Source organism: Sphingomonas faeni, assembly GCF_003053745.1.
In the GTDB taxonomy this organism is placed as follows: Bacteria; Pseudomonadota; Alphaproteobacteria; order Sphingomonadales; family Sphingomonadaceae; genus Sphingomonas; species Sphingomonas faeni.
Genome location: NZ_QAYE01000004.1, coordinates 312,136 through 330,486 on the forward strand (window position 1 = coordinate 312,136; position 18,351 = coordinate 330,486).

General features: G+C 66.4%; 18 protein-coding genes. 9 read left to right on the top strand and 9 right to left on the bottom strand.

Going from position 1 to position 18,351, the window contains the following annotated elements; all coding sequences use genetic code 11:
* Positions 1-186 precede the first annotated feature (186 nt).
* Positions 187-516: a PilZ domain-containing protein gene (locus C8J25_RS09860; protein WP_056064110.1), complete on the bottom strand. Its 330-nt coding sequence runs from the start codon at positions 514-516 to the stop codon at positions 187-189.
* Between the two features lie 340 nt (positions 517-856).
* On the opposite strand from C8J25_RS09860, the gene sucC reads away from it, so the two are divergent.
* The 5 genes from sucC to C8J25_RS21105 all read left to right on the top strand — a co-directional run bounded on the left by sucC (position 857) and on the right by C8J25_RS21105 (position 5,159).
* Positions 857-2,059, top strand: a complete 1,203-nt coding sequence (gene sucC / locus C8J25_RS09865) for an ADP-forming succinate--CoA ligase subunit beta (RefSeq protein ID WP_107954254.1) — start codon at positions 857-859, stop codon at positions 2,057-2,059.
* A gap of 247 nt (positions 2,060-2,306) precedes the next feature.
* Positions 2,307-3,053, top strand: coding sequence for an electron transfer flavoprotein subunit beta/FixA family protein (locus C8J25_RS09870; protein ID WP_056064107.1), 747 nt, complete (start codon positions 2,307-2,309; stop codon positions 3,051-3,053).
* Positions 3,050-3,979, top strand: a complete 930-nt coding sequence (locus tag C8J25_RS09875) for an electron transfer flavoprotein subunit alpha/FixB family protein (protein WP_107954255.1) — start codon at positions 3,050-3,052, stop codon at positions 3,977-3,979. The genes C8J25_RS09870 and C8J25_RS09875 overlap by 4 nt, the downstream gene beginning before the upstream one ends.
* 432 nt (positions 3,980-4,411) lie before the next feature.
* Positions 4,412-4,591: a type II secretion system protein M gene (locus C8J25_RS20280; protein ID WP_146173323.1), complete on the top strand. Its 180-nt coding sequence runs from the start codon at positions 4,412-4,414 to the stop codon at positions 4,589-4,591.
* A 325-nt stretch (positions 4,592-4,916) separates the two neighbouring features.
* Entirely contained in the window at positions 4,917-5,159 is a 243-nt protein-coding gene (locus tag C8J25_RS21105; protein WP_244186937.1) for an energy transducer TonB, read from the top strand.
* Here the strand turns inward: C8J25_RS21105 and C8J25_RS09885 are convergent.
* A complete protein-coding gene (locus C8J25_RS09885) occupies positions 5,145-6,275 on the bottom strand; it encodes an acyltransferase (RefSeq protein ID WP_244186939.1) in 1,131 nt (376 codons plus the stop codon). The genes C8J25_RS21105 and C8J25_RS09885 overlap by 15 nt on opposite strands.
* A 71-nt stretch (positions 6,276-6,346) precedes the next feature.
* On the opposite strand from C8J25_RS09885, the gene C8J25_RS09890 reads away from it, so the two are divergent.
* Positions 6,347-7,612 (top strand): dipeptidase, encoded by a 1,266-nt coding sequence (locus C8J25_RS09890; protein ID WP_244186940.1) that lies wholly within the window; start codon positions 6,347-6,349, stop codon positions 7,610-7,612.
* A gap of 157 nt (positions 7,613-7,769) precedes the next feature.
* On the opposite strand, the gene C8J25_RS09895 is transcribed toward C8J25_RS09890, so the two are convergent.
* The 5 genes from C8J25_RS09895 to C8J25_RS09915 form a co-directional block, all read right to left on the bottom strand.
* On the bottom strand, positions 7,770-9,002 hold the full coding sequence (locus C8J25_RS09895) for an MFS transporter (protein ID WP_244186941.1): 1,233 nt from the start codon (positions 9,000-9,002) through the stop codon (positions 7,770-7,772).
* Complete coding sequence (locus tag C8J25_RS09900; RefSeq protein WP_107954256.1) at positions 8,992-9,996, bottom strand: histone deacetylase family protein; 1,005 nt, start codon at positions 9,994-9,996, stop codon at positions 8,992-8,994. The genes C8J25_RS09895 and C8J25_RS09900 overlap by 11 nt, the downstream gene beginning before the upstream one ends.
* Before the next feature lie 91 nt (positions 9,997-10,087).
* The gene (locus tag C8J25_RS09905; RefSeq protein WP_107954257.1) at positions 10,088-10,645 is read right to left on the bottom strand and encodes a 2'-5' RNA ligase family protein; all 558 of its coding nucleotides are present in this window, start codon (positions 10,643-10,645) and stop codon (positions 10,088-10,090) included.
* A gap of 217 nt (positions 10,646-10,862) precedes the next feature.
* Positions 10,863-12,428, bottom strand: a complete 1,566-nt coding sequence (locus C8J25_RS09910; protein WP_107954258.1) for a lysine--tRNA ligase — start codon at positions 12,426-12,428, stop codon at positions 10,863-10,865.
* Between the two features lie 57 nt (positions 12,429-12,485).
* Positions 12,486-12,791: a hypothetical protein gene (locus C8J25_RS09915; protein ID WP_056053958.1), complete on the bottom strand. Its 306-nt coding sequence runs from the start codon at positions 12,789-12,791 to the stop codon at positions 12,486-12,488.
* A gap of 262 nt (positions 12,792-13,053) precedes the next feature.
* Here C8J25_RS09915 and C8J25_RS09920 point away from each other — a divergent pair, with 262 nt between their 5' ends.
* The gene (locus C8J25_RS09920; protein WP_107954259.1) at positions 13,054-15,753 is read left to right on the top strand and encodes an ATP-dependent DNA helicase; all 2,700 of its coding nucleotides are present in this window, start codon (positions 13,054-13,056) and stop codon (positions 15,751-15,753) included.
* A gap of 8 nt (positions 15,754-15,761) precedes the next feature.
* Positions 15,762-16,298 (top strand): SixA phosphatase family protein, encoded by a 537-nt coding sequence (locus C8J25_RS09925; RefSeq protein ID WP_107954260.1) that lies wholly within the window; start codon positions 15,762-15,764, stop codon positions 16,296-16,298.
* Positions 16,299-16,502: 204 nt separating this feature from the next.
* Here C8J25_RS09925 and C8J25_RS09930 read toward each other — a convergent pair whose 3' ends face one another.
* A complete protein-coding gene (locus tag C8J25_RS09930) occupies positions 16,503-17,027 on the bottom strand; it encodes a YceD family protein (protein WP_107954261.1) in 525 nt (174 codons plus the stop codon).
* Complete coding sequence (locus C8J25_RS09935) at positions 17,024-17,530, bottom strand: ubiquinol-cytochrome C chaperone family protein (RefSeq protein WP_244186943.1); 507 nt, start codon at positions 17,528-17,530, stop codon at positions 17,024-17,026. The genes C8J25_RS09930 and C8J25_RS09935 overlap by 4 nt, the downstream gene beginning before the upstream one ends.
* A 134-nt stretch (positions 17,531-17,664) precedes the next feature.
* Between C8J25_RS09935 and C8J25_RS09940 the strand changes: the two genes are divergently transcribed.
* Positions 17,665-18,171, top strand: coding sequence for an outer membrane protein assembly factor BamE (locus C8J25_RS09940; RefSeq protein WP_107954262.1), 507 nt, complete (start codon positions 17,665-17,667; stop codon positions 18,169-18,171).
* The last annotated feature ends 180 nt before the right edge of the window (positions 18,172-18,351 follow it).

Consider the following 18,351-nt stretch of genomic DNA (forward strand, 5'->3'; position numbering starts at 1 on the left):
GTCCGCGCCGATACTTACAGAAGCGAGCAGCGACCGACAGGGCCGGCTATCGGCTAACGTCAAACCGTCCGACGGTGGCCTTGCCGACGTCTAGATGTTTTCCTGCGAACGCAGGAACCCAGGGTAATCAATAGCGGGGCTGAGTAATCCTAGGCTCCTGCGTTCGCAGGAGAACACGCTTGCGTCCTATCGCTGCGACAACGCTACAATATGCTCGAACACCGCCGGATGTAGCGGCTTGGCGAAGGCACAGCCATATTTGAACTTGTCGCGCCACGCGACCACGGCCTCGAGCGCCGCCAACCCCGGCAATGTCAGCCACACGACCGTCCCCGGCCACAACGTAAAGCTCGTCTCCGCGCGAAACCCCGAGAGCGACAAATCCGTCACCTCGATCTCGAATCGCGTCTGGCCCCGATCGCGCAGGTGGGCGCGCATCTTGACGGCCTTGCGTAGCGCCTGACGGAGCTCCTCGCCGGTCGGTTCGGCGGGGGGGATGGGGACGGGCTGTGTCATGTCCGGAACACTGCTCCCCAAGTGGTTACTAATCTCCAAACGCCCTACGATTCGGCCGCTTGAGGTTTGGCCGCGCGTGGCCGGACAAATGTCCCACCGACACCGGCGGGGTAACTGCGGAACGCAATGATGCGGAGTCGGATCGCCATGGCCCTCCTGTAGAGGCGGCGGGGTGCGACGCCAAAGGAATTGCTTTAGATCAGGCCATTCGCGGTCGATAAATCCGCCTATTGATAACGACACGCAACTGCAAATGCCTTAAGGGTGGATTTGCTGCCCGCCCTGTGCTTTACGGCCAACCAATTCCCGAGTTTCCTAAAAATTGCGTGGAGCCTTCCCGATGAACATCCATGAATACCAGGCCAAGGAACTGCTGGCCAAGTTCGGCGTCCCCGTGCCTGCCGGTTTCGCGGCACTGACCGTCGAGGAGGCCGTAGAGGCCTCGAAGAAGCTTCCCGGACCGCTCTATGTCGTCAAGGCGCAGATCCACGCCGGCGGCCGCGGCAAGGGCAAGTTCGTCGAGCTCGGCCCCGATGCCAAGGGCGGCGTCCGCCTCGCCAAGACCGAGGACGAGGTTCGCGCGGCCGCGACCGAGATGCTCGGCAACACGCTCGTCACGATCCAGACGGGTGACGCGGGCAAGCAGGTCAACCGCCTGTACGTCACCGACGGCGTCGACATCGACAAGGAATTCTACCTCGCGCTGACGCTCAACCGCACCACCGGCCGGGTGATGATGGTCGTCTCGACCGAAGGCGGCATGGACATCGAAGCCGTCGCGCACGACACGCCCGAGAAGATCCAGTCGATCGACATCGACCAGGCTACCGGCTTCATGCCGCATCACGGCCGTGCCGTCGCTGCCGCGCTGAAGCTCACCGGCGATCTCGCCAAGCAGGCCGCGAACACCGCGTCGAAGCTGTATGACGCGTTCATGGGCACCGATGCCGAGCAGATCGAGATCAACCCGCTCGCGGTGACGAACGACGGCAAGCTGATGGTGCTCGACGCGAAGGTCGCGTTCGACGGCAACGCGCTGTTCCGCCACAAGGACCTGCTCGAACTGCGCGACGAGACCGAGGAAGATCCCGCCGAGCTCGAGGCGTCGAAGTACGACCTCGCCTACATCAAGCTCGATGGCGACATCGGCTGCATGGTCAATGGCGCCGGCCTCGCGATGGCGACGATGGACATCATCAAGCTCAACGGCATGTTCCCGGCCAACTTCCTCGACGTCGGCGGCGGCGCCAACAAGGAGAAGGTGACGGCGGCGTTCAAGATCATCCTCGCGGATCCGAACGTTAAGGGCATCCTCGTCAACATCTTCGGCGGCATCATGAAGTGCGACATCATCGCCGACGGCATCGTCGCCGCGGCGAAGGAAGTGAACCTCTCGGTGCCGCTCGTCGTCCGCCTCGAAGGCACGAATGTCGAGAAGGGCAAGGAGATCCTTGCGAACTCCGGCCTCGCGATCGTCCCGGCGAACGACCTTGGCGATGCCGCGAAGAAGATCGTCGCAGAGGTGCAGAAGGTCGCGGCCTAACTGCCTTCGACCTCGCATACTGATTCTGCGAAAAGAGGGGCTCGGACGGAAACGTCCGGGCCCTTTTTCGTTGATGTCGCACACTGTTCGGCAGGTGGTCCGATCGGCATCTCGCCGTGACGCTACGGCATAGCGATGTTTCCATACCGGACTTGCGAAAACGGCTCGAAACAGCCATCTGTCGCGCCAACGCCGCCACACTGTGACGGTGATCGAAACGAATGATTTCACCTTGGAAGGAACCCCGATGAAGGTGCTGGTGCCGGTCAAGCGCGTGCTTGACTACAACGTGAAGCCTCGCGTGAAGGCGGACGGAACGGGCGTCGATCTGGCGAACGTCAAGATGAGCATGAACCCGTTCGACGAGATCGCGGTCGAGGAAGCGATCCGTCTCAAGGACAAGGGCGTCACCGAGATCGTCGTCGTCTCGATCGGCGAGCAGAAGTCGCAGGAAACGCTCCGCACCGCGCTCGCGATGGGTGCCGATCGCGCGATCCTCGTCGTCAGCGAGACCAAGGTCGAGCCGCTGGGCGTCGCCAAGATCCTCGCCAAGATCGTCGAGGAGGAAAAGCCCGACCTCGTGATCCTCGGCAAGCAGGCGATCGACGACGACAACAACCAGACCGGACAGATGCTCGCCGGCCTCCTCAACTGGGGTCAGGGCACGTTCGCGTCGAAGGTCGAGATCGCCGACGGTTCGGTCAACGTGACGCGCGAAGTCGATGGCGGCGCGGAGACGGACACGCTGAAGCTGCCCGCGATCATCACCACCGATCTTCGCCTCAACGAGCCGCGCTATGCCTCGCTGCCGAACATCATGAAGGCGAAGTCGAAGCCGATGGCGCAGAAGACGCCCGCCGATTTCGGCGTCGACGTGACGCCGCGCCTGACCACGCTGAAAGTGGTCGAGCCCGCCAAGCGCTCGGCCGGGATCAAGGTCGCCGATGTCGACGCGCTGGTCGGCAAGCTCAAGGAAATGGGAGTCGCCAAGTGAAGACGCTCGTCTGGGTCGAACATGACGGTCAGGCCGTCAAGGATGCCACGCTGTCGGCGGTGACCGCCGCATCGCAGCTCGGCGAAGTCCATCTGCTGGTCGTCGGCCAGGGCGTCGACGGCGTCGCTGCCGAAGCCGCCAAGATCGCCGGCGTCGGCAAGGTGCATGTCGCTGACGACGCCGCGTTCGCGCATGCGCTCGCCGAGAACGTCGCGCCGTTGATCGTCGAGCTGATGGGCACGCACGATGCGTTCGTCGCGCCGTCGACCACGCACGGCAAGAACATCGCGCCGCGCGTCGCCGCGCTGCTCGACGTCATGCAGATCAGCGACATCCTGTCGGTCGAGAGCGAGGACACGTTCACGCGGCCGATCTACGCCGGCAATGCGATCGCGACCGTGCAGTCGACCGACGCGAAGAAGGTTATCACGGTCCGCGGCACAGCGTTCGCCAAGGCCGCGACCGAAGGTGGCTCGGGCGAGATCGAAGCGGTCGCATCGACCGGCGACAAGGGGCTGTCGACCTTCGCCGGTTCGGAGATCGCCAAGAACGAGCGCCCCGAGCTGACCAGTGCGAAGATCATCGTGTCGGGCGGCCGTGCGCTTGCCTCGAGCGACCAGTTCCACGCGATGATCGATCCGCTGGCGGACAAGCTCGGCGCCGGCGTCGGTGCCTCGCGCGCCGCAGTCGACGCAGGCTATGCGCCGAACGACTATCAGGTCGGCCAGACCGGCAAGATCGTCGCACCGGAAGTGTATGTCGCTGTCGGCATCTCGGGCGCGATCCAGCATCTCGCGGGCATGAAGGACTCGAAGGTCATCATCGCGATCAACAAGGACGAGGACGCCCCGATCTTCCAGGTCGCGGACATCGGCCTGGTCGGCGATCTGTTCAAGATCGTGCCGGAGTTGACGGCGAAGCTGTAGGCGAAAGCCGCTGCGCGGGCGAAGCCTCGCGCAACAGCAAGCCCGGCCGGCGGCGCCTCAGCGCCGACCGACGACGCGGGATTTACTCCCGCGTCGCGCGCCACGAACGGGCGGTGTGACTTCGGTCACACCGCCCGTTTTTGTGTCTGCCGAACATGAAGGTCGGCCGATTTCGAACCGACACGCTGACAAACCGAGATCTATGCCATCCAGAGTGCCCCCCCCCCGGCGAAGGCCGGGGCCCAATTGGGAAACGGAGGTAACGACGGACGGTCCTTCGTCACATCGACCTTTCCAATTGGACCCCGGCCTGCGCCGGGAAGGTGCATCTGTCGAAGCGGGATAAGTACCGAATACGTCCGAAGTACCGAGATCGTGCTCGCGCCCTCATGCGCAGTTGCCGCACAATGCACGCCTCCCCAATTGATCAGCATGTATGGCGTCTACTCGAACCCCCGCGACCGCCTGATATCCGCCGCCGGCGCCGCGATACTCTGCGCGGTCATCGGCTATGCACTGATCCTCGGGCTCGGCGTCAGTATTCCGACCGCTATCCCCGATGCGCTGAAGACATTCGCCGCCGGCCTGAAACCCCCCACCGCCACCACCTGAAAAGATCGCTCCACGCCCAGCGAAACGCCACCGCCCCGAAGGCGCAGCGTCTCCTGCGAACCTGCGCTCGAAGGCGACCGAACTTGTCGTTCCCAAGCCGATCGTTCCACCGCCCCCGGTCATCACCACGCTGAAACCAGGCCCCGGCAGCGACGCCACCACGGGCGCGGCCCCCGTTCCGGGATCGGGTACAGGCGCAGGCAGCGAGGGGAACGGCACCGGCAGTGGTCGCTCCGGGAATGGCGACGGCGAAGGTGGTCAGGAGACGCCGCCCCACCTCATCAAGGACCGCTTCAAGAACAAGGATTTCCCCAACGCCGAAGCGGTGATCGGTGCGGGCGGGATCGTCGGCGTTCGCTACACCGTGGAGACCGACGGCAGCGTCACGCACTGCATGGTCACGCGATCCAGCGGAAACGGGGTGCTCGATGCGACCACCTGCCGCCTGATCGAACTGCGCTTCCGCTACCGCCCCTGGCTCGACGCCACCGGTCGGCCGGTTCGCTCTACCGTTGTTCACAACCAGGAATGGGTGAACCAGCTCGATCCGCCGTCACGCGGTAATTGAAGCCGATTGCCCCAGCCGGCCGCCGCTGAGCACCCGCGCGACTGCCGGCGAGAGCGCCATCAGCACCCGCCCCAGCACGACCGTGACGCCGAGCACCAGCAGCGGCTGGACCAGCAGATATGCCGGATACAACCCCGCCCCCAGCGCGCCGGTCGCCAATCCGATCACCGGCCCGAACAGCCATAACAGTACTAAGTGATCGCAGAATGCGAGAAACCCGTACCGCTCGATCCCGCGCAACCGGTCCGCAACGTTGCTTCCCGCCAACGCCCAGGCGAACCGCCAGAACAGCACCGCCGACGCCAATCGAAACACGATATCGAATGCCGCCATCAGAAGCGGATGTGCATCGAAGAACGCGTTCCCGAGCAGCGCGGTCCACAGCCGCGGCGCAATCAGCAGCACGAATGGCAGCGCGCATAGGGCGACAGGCCACCCCGCCACTCGCTCCGCCGCGCCAGATCGCCGCGCGGCGATCCCAGCGGTAAAGAAGAGCAGGATCTGCGGTCGCAGCAACAACGGGACGTGCACCCCGGACACACTCCATGCGACCGCCACCAGCGCGACCACCGCCAGCCACACGCTCGACGCGCGCACTAGAACCGGCGCGATCGTCATGCAGACGAACAGATCGCGCGGAAACGGCATCTGCACGTTGATGTCGTTCGCATGCACGAGCGGCACGAGTTCGTTGAGCGTCCAGCCGATGCTCGTCGGCGTCGGCGCTTTCAGGTCGCCGAACGTCGCCGCCGCCCCCACCAGCAGGATCGCGATTGCGTTCCACAAAACCATCGGCAGCAGGATCGTCCGCGCCTTGCCGATCAAAAACGCCCCGTAGCCTTGGCGCGTCGCGGTCGAGACGACCAGCCAGCCGGAGATCATGCCGAGCAGCGGTACGGCGCTACGTCCGAACACTTCGCCGAGCACCGTCCGCAGCACCGCCTGCCAACTGAACGCTGCCGCCGCCAATTCCTCCGCGGTGCGTCCGGTCCAGGCGTGGACATAGACGATCCCCATGATCCCGATCAGCCGCGCGATCGCGATCGCAGTGGACAGGCTCGTGTCGTTGGTCCGGGCACTGCTTCCGGCTCGTATATGGGTCGATCTGGTACTCAAGTCCGCCACTTCGCTCTGGTTCGGCGCGGCGTACCCGGCTTGTCGCGCGCGATCACCTCCTTCAGGATGAAATGGACGTTACCGGGGACCAAGAGATGATCGCCGCCTTCCTGCTCATCACCGCACAGTCGAGCCCGGCCGCTGCGCCCGACCCGCAGATCGCGCGGCGCGTCGCGCGCGTGCTGGAACGCAGCCCGGTGATCGATGGGCATAACGACTTGGCCTGGGAAATCCGCGAGCTGCACGACGCGAAGGTCGAGGCGGTCGATCTCTCGGTGGACACCGCGCGGCTGCCGAACCCGCTGCAGACCGACATTCCCCGCCTGCGCAAAGGTCATGTCGGCGGGCAGTTCTGGTCGGTCTACATCCCCGCCGACGCGCCCGGTCCGGTCAGAATGACGCTCGAGGAGATCGACATCGTCCGCCGGTTCGTCGCGGCGAACCCGGCGGTTTTCGAGCTTGCCACCACGGCTGCGGATATCCGCCGGATCGAGAAAGCCGGGCGGATCGCGTCGTTGATCGGCGTCGAGGGCGGGCACCAGATCGATAGGCGACTGTCGGTGCTGCGCCAATATCACGCGCTCGGCGTCGCCTATATGACGCTGACGCACGGTAAGAGCCTGAACTGGGCGGATAGCTCGACCGATGCACCACGCGCGAACGGGCTAAGCTATTTCGGGCGGCAGGTGGTCGCCGAGATGAACCGGATCGGGATGATCGTCGACGTGTCGCATGTGTCCGACGCGACGATGGCCGCGGCGCTGGCGGCGACCAAGGCGCCGGTGATCGCCTCGCACTCCAGCGCGCGGGCGATCGCGGACGCGCCGCGCAACATTCCCGACGACCTGCTCCGTGCGATCGGCGCGAACGGCGGCGTGGTGATGGTGAACTTCTACCCGTCGTTCCTGTCGGGCGAGTGGCGCGCATGGGACATCGCGCGGTCGGCCTATGCGAAGTCGATCGGCGTGCCGGCCGGCGTGTACGGCGCGAAATCGCCTGCGCCGCTGGTGAGTTGGGACGCCACGCATCCGGAACCGCAAGTCACCGCCGCGACGGTCGCCGATCACGTCGAGCATATCGCGAAGATCGCCGGTCGGGATCATGTCGGGATCGGCGGCGATTTCGACGGCATCCAAGGGACCGGGCCGATCGGCCTAAAGGGGGTCGACGGGTATCCGCTGCTGTTCGCCGAACTGGCGCGGCGCGGGTGGAGCGATGGCGACATGGCGAAGCTGTCGGGCGGCAACGTCCTCCGCGTCATGGAACGGGTCGAAGCGGTCGCGAAGGGGATGGCGGGTATGCCGCCCATCGACGCGACCGACGTGGCGTCTCGGTAGAGCGGGTTCCCGTTCCCAAGTCTGAGTGGAGCCGGACTTCTTCCCCCCTCCCTGGAAGGGAGGGGGCGGGTCGGGCTCCGCGAATTCCAATGCTAGTGGTTCAAATTGGCCAACCCATCCCTAGCCCCTCCCTTTCAGGGAGGGGAGAATTCGCGCTTCAAGGATCCGGCATTCGCTGCGGCGCCGGCGGCTCCACCACCAGCGGCGGCACCGTGCGCAACACCAGCCCGATCACCAGCGCCGCCACGCCCAGCAACAGGCAGAACGCCGTCACCCCCGGCCAACCGGCATGCGTCCAGGCGAACCCGCCAGCGGATCCCAGCACGCTCGACCCCATGTAATAGAAGAACAGGTAGAACGCCGCCGCCTGCCCGCGCGAGCCCTGTGCACGCCGCCCGACCCAGGCGCTCGCGATCGAATGCGCGCCGAAGAAGCCGATCGTCACGACCGCAATCCCGGCGATCACCACCACGAGCGGCTGCATCGCGGTCAGCGCGACACCCGCAATCAGCAGCACGACCGGTATCCAGAAGACCTTCCGTCGCCCGAGCCGCCCCGCCAGCGTGCCGAACTTCGCCGAACTGACCGATCCCAGCACGTACAGCAGGAACACGGCCCCGACCGCCGCCTGGCTGAGTCCGTAAGGCGGGCTCATCAACCGGAAGCCAGCGTAATTATAGATCGTGACGAACACGCCCATCAGCAGGAACGCCTCGAGATACAGCAGCGGCATCGCGCGATCGGTGAACAGCGCGCCGGCACTGCGCAGCAGCGCGCCCGGCCGTCCGACGCTCGGCGTGAAATTGCGCGAGAGCGGCGCGAGTCGGCGGAATGCCTCCGCCATCGCCAGCCCTGCGACACCCACCGCAGCGAGCGCCCAGCGCCATCCTTCGAGATCGGCGACGACGCTGACGACGAGGCGCCCCGCCATCCCGCCGAGCGCGCTGCCCGCGATATACAACCCCATCGCAGCGCCGACCGAGCCCGCATCGACCTCCTCCGCGACATAGGCCATCGCCACCGCCGGCACGCCCGCAAGCGCGACGCCGGTCAGGAAGCGCAGCACGAGCAACCCGCTCCAGCCCGGCACGACCGCCGCCGCCAAGGTCAGCGCGCCAGCCGCGAACATTGCCGCGATCATCAGCGGCCGCCGGCCGACCCGGTCCGAGACGAACCCGGCGAACAGGATGCCGACCGCCAGTGGCCCCGTCGCCAGCGACACCGCCAGCGACGCTCCTTCCGCCGTCAGCCCGAACTGCGCGGCGAACAGCGGCAGCAACGGCTGTACCGAATACAACAGCGAGAAGGTCGAGAACCCCGCGAACAGCATCGCCAACGTAAGCCGGCGGTAGGCCGGCGTGCCGAGAGCGATAGGCGCTTCAGAAGCCACTCAGGAAACTCGCGACGTTGTGGCCGAGTGCGTCGACCGCGTAGCCGCCTTCCATGACGATCACAGTCGGCCAGCCACGCCCGGCGATGTCGCGCGCGAGGACCGTATAGTCGGGCGTGGTCAGCTTGAAGTGCGAGATCGGATCGCCATCCCACGTGTCCGCGCCGAAACTGACGACGAGCAGGCCGGGGTTGAATGCGGCGATCGCGTCGAGCGCGGTGGTCTGCGCGGTGCGGAAAGCCTCGATCCGTGTGCCGTGGGGGAGGGGAAGGTTCAGCGTAGTGCCGAGTCCTTCGCTGTCGCCGGTTTCGTCGGCATGGCCCCAGTAGAACGGGTAGTCGGTCTTCGGATCCGCGTGGACCGACGCGTAGAACACGTCGCCGCGGGCGTAGAAGATGTCCTGCGTGCCGTTGCCGTGGTGATAGTCGATGTCGAGGATCGCGACGCGCGCGACACCGGCATCGCGCGCGGCCTGCGCGGCGATCGCGGCGGTGTTGAGGTGACAATATCCTCCGCAATAATCGGCGCCGGCATGGTGGCCGGGCGGGCGACACAGCGCGAAGGCGGCGCGGTCGCCGTCGAGGACCGCGTGGGTCGCGGCGAGCGCGGACTGTGCGCTGCCATAGGAGGCGGCCCAGGTCTCGGGGGTGATCGGCGTGGTCGCGTCGAAGCTGTGCGCGCCGATCAGCGCGTCGATCCGGGTGAGGTCGAGCGGACGGCGGCCGCGGATCGGGAAGGTGTAGGGAATTGCATCGCCCTCGCGTCCCGCCTCGCGCCACAGTCGCGCGGCGTCTTTCAGGAACGCGACATAGGTGGGGGAGTGCACCGCGAGGATCGGTGCCTCGCCAAGATCCTCCGGCGTCTCGACCGGACCGATCGCGTGCAGGATCGCGTCAATGCGCGCGGGCGTCTCCGCATAGGCAGTGAACGCGCCGTTGTGGAGTTCGCGCGCAGGAGCGTGGGTTCGCTGGGCGTCGTTGAAGAACAGCCGCATGTTCGCTCCTTGGTGCGCGGTCACGAGGGAAGAACCAACCGAACGCGTCCGGGGTCCTACGGGATCGCGCGCGTTCGGCAAATTCGAAGGCTCAGAACAGCGCCAGTTGCCGATCGTCGTCGCCGCTCAGCAACCAGCGCCCGATCACGTCGTGGCGCGTCCGGCCGACATGGCTGTGGACCAGCACGAACGCATCCACATCCCAGCCGATCGGCGCGATGGGTTGTGTGAACGACACGCCGTCGCGGTAGCCTAGCGTCATGTGAGGGCTCGACCGATACCCAGCGCGGGCGCGTAGCCCCGCCGCCTCGCGCGCCACGGCGATCCGCTGGTACAATGCCGCGAAGGATGCGTTCTTCCGGCGGGCGCGCATCGCAATGGATCGATCGCTGCCGACCACGGTATCGAACTGGAGTGCGAACGGTACTGCTTCGACCGCATCGCCGATCGCTTTCAGGTCGCGTTCCAGCGTGGTCGAGACGCGATCATGGTCGTCGAGGATATCGATCGTCACGTGCAAATGCTCGGGGCGCAGCTTGTCCCGGTCGGTTTCGAACCACGACGCTGCAGCGGTGATCTGGCGCGCTAGCGGGAGTGGCGGGCGGATCGCGAAGAACAGGCGATGACGCGCGAGTGTTCGATGAAACATGCCGGTTTCCGAATCGGGGGAGGCGGACTTGTTGCTAATATGTTCTCGTTAAGCTGTCGAGGCGATACGGCCGCTCGGCCAACTTGAAACCACCACCCCGGCGAAGGCCGGGGCCCAGTTGGAAAGGTCGTGGTAACGGCGCTCTGCGTCCAATTATGAACGTCCCCCAACTGGGCCCCGGCCTCCGCCGGGGTGGTTCTTCTTCGAACGCGTCGTCTTACCGAGCGAGCGCTTCCGCGATCAGTTTCCGCGAGTTCTCGACCCCGTACAGCGCAATGAAGCTGCCCATCCGCGGACCCTGCTCCGAGCCCAGCAACGTCTCGTACAGCGCCTTGAACCAGTCGCGCAGGTTCTCGAACCCGCCGGTCTTGCCGATCTCGTAGACGATGTTCTGGATATCCTCCGCGCTCGCCTCCACGGGCAGCGCGGCGAGTTCCGCATCGAGCCGCTCCAGCGCCGCGACCTCGACGCCCTCGGGGGCACGCCGCTTGAGCGTCGGCGCAACGAAATCGCGGCTATAGGCCAGCGCATAGCCGATCAGGCGGTCGAGCTCGGGATACTTGGCCGCCGACGCATCGGGCACGTAGTTCGCCAGATAGCCCCAGACCTGCTCCTTGCTCGCATCGCCCATCACCCCGACGAGGTTGAGGAGCAGCCCGAACGTCACCGGCAGTTCGCCCGTCGGTAGTTTGCCGTCGTGGATGTGATGGACCGGATTGCCGAGCTGCTGCTTCAGGTCCTGGCCCGCATAATTGCCGCGGAACTGCCAATACTCGTCCACCGCGCGCGGGATCACGCCCATGTGCAGCGACTTGGCCTTCTTCGGCTCGCGGTACGCGTAGAACGCGAGCGACTCCTCGGGGCCATAGGTTAGCCACTGCTCGAGGCTCAGGCCGTTACCCTTCGACTTCGAGATCTTCTCGCCATTCTCGTCGAGGAACATCTCGTAGTTGAAGCCCTCGGGCGGGCGCCCGCCGAGCACGCGTGCGATCTTCGACGACTGGGTGACCGAATCGATCAGGTCCTTGCCCGCCATCTCGTAATCGACGCCGAGCGCGACCCAGCGCATCGCCCAGTCGACCTTCCACTGCAGCTTGGCCTTGCCACCAAGCACGGTTTGTTCGATCCGCTGGCCGTCATCCTCGAACGCGATCAGCCCGGCTTCGGCGTCGATCACCTCGATAGGCACCTGCAACACGATGCCGCTGGTCGGCGAGATCGGCAGCACAGGCGAATAGGTCGCGCGACGCTCGGCCCGCAGCGTCGGGAGCATCACGTCCTGGATACCCTGGAAGTGACGGAGCACGCCCTTCAGCGCCTCGTCGAAGCGACCCGACGTGTAGTATTCGGTCGATGAGGCGAACTCGTACTCGAAGCCGTAGCGGTCGAGGAATTCGCGCAAGATCGCGTTGTTATGTGCGGCAAAGCTCGAATGCGTGCCGAACGGATCGGGGATTTGTGTCAGCGGCTTGCCGAGATGCTCGCGCAGCATGTCGCCATTGGGGACGTTGTCCGGCACTTTCCGGAGGCCGTCCATGTCGTCCGAGAATGCGATCAACCGCGTCGGCGTATCGCTCAGCGCGTGGAAGGCGTTGCGCACCATCGTCGTGCGCAACACTTCGTTGAACGTGCCGATGTGCGGCAGGCCCGACGGTCCGTAGCCCGTCTCGAACAGCACCGGATCGCCCGACTTGCCGTTCGGATAGCGCTTGAGGAGTTTGCGCGCCTCCTCGTACGGCCAGGCTTTGGACTCGAGGGCGGCGGTGCGGATGTCGTCGGTCATGATACAGCGCGACTAGCGCGTGCATTCGTGTCCGTCACCCCCACCGCCGCTTGCGACTCAGCGGCAACGATCCTTCGCGGTGATCGTCCGGTCGACCGCACGGCCACCGAGCGCACCCGCTGCGCCGCCTGCCAACGTGCCGAGCAGACCGCCGCCGACCGCATTGCCGAGAACCGCGCCGCCGACGCCGCCTGCGACCAAGCCGGTCGTACCGCTCGAATGACGGCAACGCTTGGCGCGGTAACGACGGTCATGCCCGCGATATTCGCGCTTCGAGCGTGCTTCGGCCTTGCCCGTGGGGATCACGGCAGCCGCCGGAATTGCGAGCGAGAGCGCGCTCAGCGCCATGAGAAACTTCCGCATAATGATCGTCCCTGTTGATGTAGGTAAAGCTCGGTATCGATGAGTGCGCAACGCACGTGAACCGTGCCGGTTGCGTAACGGCCGATATGGGTGAGCTTGTTGGTGGAGGTTTTCACAACCGCGAGGGGTGCAGCACTTTAGGCTGAAACCGACGACAGCGTGTTTCCCCGCGAAGGCGGGGATCCAGACTGGGCTCCCACCTTCGCGGAAGAACAAGCAGCGAGAGGTTGCCCTTTCGTTCTCACTGCAGCAAGGTCTCGCGGTGCTTCGCTATCCCGCCCTCCACGCCAGCCACGCCGGCATTTGGATCGCGAACGCCGACGGCGCGCGTCCGATCGGACGGGGTGAGGCGATCCGGATCGCGGCCGATACGCCGGTCATCATGCTCAATGCGCCGTTGGTCGGGCAACGACTCGGGTATCCCGATCTGTCGGGGCTCGATCTGCTCGAACTCTATGCGTTCCTTCGCCCCGCGCAGTTCGCGGTGCCGACGCCGAAGGGGATCGCGCGGGTCACCGGGCTCGACGTGCCGACCGAGGATGCGGAGGTTGCGCCGTTCCTGCTGCGCGCGGCGGAGGCGATGCTGGCGCTGACCGATGGCGACTGGCCCGAGCGTGAGGGCGCATGGACTGCCGCGCAATCGCTGTTTCGCCTGCGCTGGCCGTGGGCGCCGGTCGTCGCCGAGCGGCTGAAGAAGCCGGCGGTCAACGAACGCTGGCTGTTCTCGTCGCTCCCCGAATGGGAGGAGCACGCGCCGCGACCTGCCCCGCGTACCGTCACGATCGAGCCCGGAGACGCCGAAGCGCGACTCGTCGACCTCACCGGGCACGGCGCCGAGGAACGCCCCGGCCAGCGCGCCTATGCCGGGGCCGCCACCGCCGCGTTCGCGCCGCGGGCGATGCGCGACACACCCAATCTGGTGCTCGCCGAAGCGGGGACCGGGATCGGCAAGACGCTCGGTTATCTCGCCCCCGCGTCGCTCTGGGCGGAGAAGGCCGGCGGCGCGGTGTGGATCTCGACCTACACCAAGACGCTGCAACGTCAGTTGGGACAGGAAACCGCTCGCCTGTATCCCGACGCCGAAATCCGGAAGGCCAAGGTCGTCACGCGGAAAGGCCGCGAGAATTATCTCTGCCTACTGAACCTGGAGGACGCGCTGCAAGGCGGGTTCGCGGGGCGTGCGGCGATCCTCGCGCACCTCGTCGCGCGCTGGGCGGCTTATAGCGCGGACGGCGACATGGTCGGTGGCGACCTCCCCGGCTGGCTGCCGACGCTGTTCCGCCGCAACGGCTCGACCGCGCTGACCGACCGGCGCGGCGAGTGCGTGTATGCCGGCTGCCCGCACTACCGGAAATGCTTCATTGAGCGCGCCGCCCGCGCCTCGTCCGACGCCGACATCGTCATCGCCAACCACGCGCTGGTGATGGTCAACGCCGCAAGAGGGCGCGAGCTCGCCACCCGGCCGACGCGCTACGTTTTCGACGAGGGCCATCACATCTTCGATGCGGCCGATTCGATGTTCGCGACCGCGCTGACCGGCGCCGAGACGATCGAACTCCGTCGCTGGATCCTCGGCCCCGAATCGAGCGGTCGCGGTCGGCGGCGGGGCCTCGCCGCACGGCTGTCCGATCTCGCCAGCTACGACGAACAGGGCGCGCGGGCGATCAGCGACGCGGTGACCGCGGCCGGGGCGTTGGCGTCCGATGGTTGGCTGCAACGTCTCGGCGAAGGCGCGCCGTTCGGGCCGATCGAGACACTGCTCGCCGCCGTCCGCGGGCTAACCTACGCGCGAGCCGAGCAACCGGGTGACGCAGGCTACGGCCTGGAGACCGAACTCGCCGAACCCGATGCGACGCTGATCGAGGCCGCTGCGCCCGCCGCCGCCGCGCTCGACGCACTCGTCCGCCCGCTCGTGACGCTGGGCCGTCGCCTCGAAGCGGTGCTCGCCGAAGCGCCCGACTGGATGGACGCGCCCGCCCGAGCCCGAGTCGAAGGCGCGATCGCCTCGATCGGCTGGCGCGCGGAGACGGTGGCGTCGTGGCTGTCGCTGCTCGCGCGCGTCGGCGGGCCCGTCGATGGCGATTTCGTCGACTGGCTCGCGGTCGACCGGATCGAGGGGCGCGAGTTCGATATCGGGCTGCATCGCCACTGGCTCGATCCGACGCGACCGTTCGCCGAGATCGTCCTGAAGCCTGCGCACGGGGCGCTCGTCACCTCGGCGACGCTGACCGGCGGCGGCGATTGGGAAGTCGCCGAAGCTCGCACCGGTGCGCCGCATTTGCTGCGCCCCGCCGCCCGGTTCGAGGCGAAGAGCCCGTTCGACTATACCCGACAGGCCGAAGTCCTGATCGTCACCGACGTGAAGCGTGGCGATGTCGGTGCGCTCGCCAACGCCTATGCGCAGCTGATCGTGGCCAGCCGCGGCGGGACGCTCGGGCTGTTCACGGCGATCCGACGACTGCGCGGCGTGCATGGCCGCATCGCCGATCGACTCGCGCGCGAAGGCCTGCCGCTCCACGCGCAGCACGTCGATCCGATCGATACCGGCACCTTGGTCGACATTTTCCGCGACGATCCGGGCGCGTCGCTGCTGGGCACCGATGCACTGCGCGATGGTGTCGACGTTCCTGGCGAATCGCTGCGGCTGGTCGTGATGGAGGGCGTGCCTTGGGCTAAACCGTCCGTTCTGCACGCCGCACGCAGGCTCGCGGGCGGCGGTTCGGCGTATGACGACCGGCTGGTCCGAGCGCGTTTGGCGCAGGCGTTCGGGCGGCTGATCCGGCGTGCTGATGACTCCGGCGTGTTCGTAATGCTGTCCGCTGCGATGCCGTCGCGGCTACTCAGCGCGTTCCCACCGGGCGTGCCGATCGCGCGCGTCACGCTCGAAGAAGCGGTGGCCCGAGTCGCAAGTCGGCTTTCCTCGCGAGCGCCGGTAGGGCATGAAAGCCGCGAACCGGCTTGAGGATTGCCATGAAGACGTTGACGCTGTTGCGCCACGCCAAGTCCGGCTGGGACGATCCGGTCGCGCGCGATTTCGACCGCCCGCTCAACGCCAAGGGCAAGCGTGCCGCGGCGATGGTCGGCCGCCACATGCGGTCGCTTGGGCTCGCTTTCGATCATGCGATCGCGTCGCCGGCGGTGCGGGTTTCGGAGACTTTGGAACAGATCGAATCGGGCTATGGCCGGACGATCGCGCCGGACCTGGATCGGCGGGTGTACCTAGCGTCTGCGGCGACGTTGCTCGACGTGATGCACGGATTTCCGGCCGAGGCGGAAAGTGCGCTGATGATCGGGCACAATCCTGGGTTGGAGGATCTGGTACTGATGCTGGTCGCGGATGGGGCCGATCCGTTGCGCGATGCGGTCGAGGAGAAATATCCGACGGCCAGTATTGCGGAGCTTCAGTTCGAGGGGGAGTGGGGCGATGTTGCGGCGGGTACGGCGCGCCTGACCCGCTTCATCCGCCCACGCGATCTCGATCCTACTTTAGGCCCCGACGCGGACTAAACCATGTTCCCGGGAGAACAAGGAGGCCGAGGTTGCCCCAAACACGCACCACCCCCGGCGAAGGCCGGGGCCCAATTGGAGAGGTGGTTGTAACGGCGGACCGCCCTACCTCACTATCGGCCCCCAATTGGGCCCCGGCCTTCGCCGGGGTGGTGCAAATCTTTGGTAAACTAATCTCGAACGAGCCTGAGACCGCGGTACCGTTCAGCTCTTCCCCGCCATCCTCGCCTTCAAATCCGAGAACGCATTCGCCGGCCGGAACTCGTCCTCGCTAATGACCCCCGCCGCCGCCAGCGCCGCCGCCGCATTCGGCCCTCGCGGGAATGGGTCGATCGCCAGCGCCAGTGTATCCGCCGCAGCTTCGCCAAGGTCGATCGTGCCGCCCTCGATCGCTACCGTGTCCAGCGCGTCGTCGGACAGTTCGACCTCGTTGCCCTCGGACACCAACTGCGCGACGAACAACAGCGCGACTGGCTCATCGATCTTCGTGTTGAGCGGCTCGTCGGTCACCGAACATGCCTGCACAGCAGCCCCGGTCACGCGGCCCTTTACGACGATGCCGCTGTCGGTCCGCTTGATCCCCAATCGCGCGTCGAGTCGCGTGATCGAGAGCAGCGCGAACCGCTTTGCCAGCGCCGCGCGCTCGTCCTCGGTCGCGGCGATGTCGACGATCCGCTCGCGCTCGCCGATCGTGTCGAGGCGTTCGGGGCGGCTGAACTCGGGCTTCACGGCAATTCTCCAGATAACAGATTTGGTAGTGGCGTCGCAGCCAGCCCCGCATGAAAGGCCATCACCGACTCGCGGACGTGAGTCAGCGCGGCATCGTCCGGCCCGGCGCCCCGGTACAGGTTGCGCACCAACGCCGGCGCGATATCGCCCGCCGCCAGCCCGTCGCGGTAGGCACCAAGCCGCCCGCCAAGCATGCTCATCATCTTGCCGATATGCTTGCCGACGATGATGTCGCCGATCCCGATCTCGCGGAGCTGCCCGTCCATATCGTCGACGAAGCGTTCGGCCAGACGCGCCGCGGGTTCGCCGCCAGCGGGCTCCGTCTCGAGCCGCAGCATGACGATCGCCAGCAACGTCGCGATCATGTCGAACCGGCCGTCGACCGTGTCCGGCACCGCGCCCTCCCTGTACCAATGTTCCGCGCGGGCACGGCCGATGACAGCGTTGTACAGCGGCAGCGCCTCGTCGGGCTTCTCGCCGAGCAGTCTTCCCAACCAGCTCAAAATCTATCGTCCTCAACACGAAGCCGCGCTTCGGCTTGTTTGCCCGCGCATCCTCGCATATCGAGGCGATCGGCGGCCGATGCAATCGCGTGGGACCCGTCACGTGTTTTCGCGTGCCCCGGTTGGGAGTTTATATGAGCGTGTTTTCCGCCCGTACGGGTCTCGCCGCCGCACTTGCGGTCGCCGCACTGGCCAGTGGGGGCTGCACCCAGCTGCGGTCGCACCAAGGCTATGTGGTCGATACCGACCTCGTCAACTCGGTCCAGCCGGGCGTCGACAATCGCCAATCGGTGCTCGCCACGCTCGGCAAGCCGACGCTCGCCGGCCAGTTCGACCAGGGCGACTGGTATTATCTTGCGCGCGACAGCCGCAACCTCGCGTTCCGCAACCCGCGCGCGAACGCGCAGATCACGTTGCAGATCAGCTTCGACCAGAGGGGCACCGTCACCGCGATCCGTCGCGGCGGGCTCGATCAGGTCGCGTCGATCGCACCCTATGGCAAGAAGACGCCGACGCTCGGTCGCGAGCGCGGCTTCTTCCAGGATCTGTTCGGTAACATCGGCACGGTCGGCGCCGCGGGTGCTGGCGGCGGCGGTGGCGGCGGTAGCAACACCGGCGGCGGCGGTCGAAATCGACCATAGCCGGTCGGTCTGAAGGGTAAGCACAAAGTCGGTTAGGCCGCACCGCGTGCTACGCAGCGGTGCGGCCGGGCCGGGCATCATCGGCGCCGATCCCGAAAGGGGGGAAAGGGATCATCGTCGTAACGCACGTTCGACGCGATGGTTCGCCGTGTCAGGCCGTAATTCGCGAAAACGACAAAC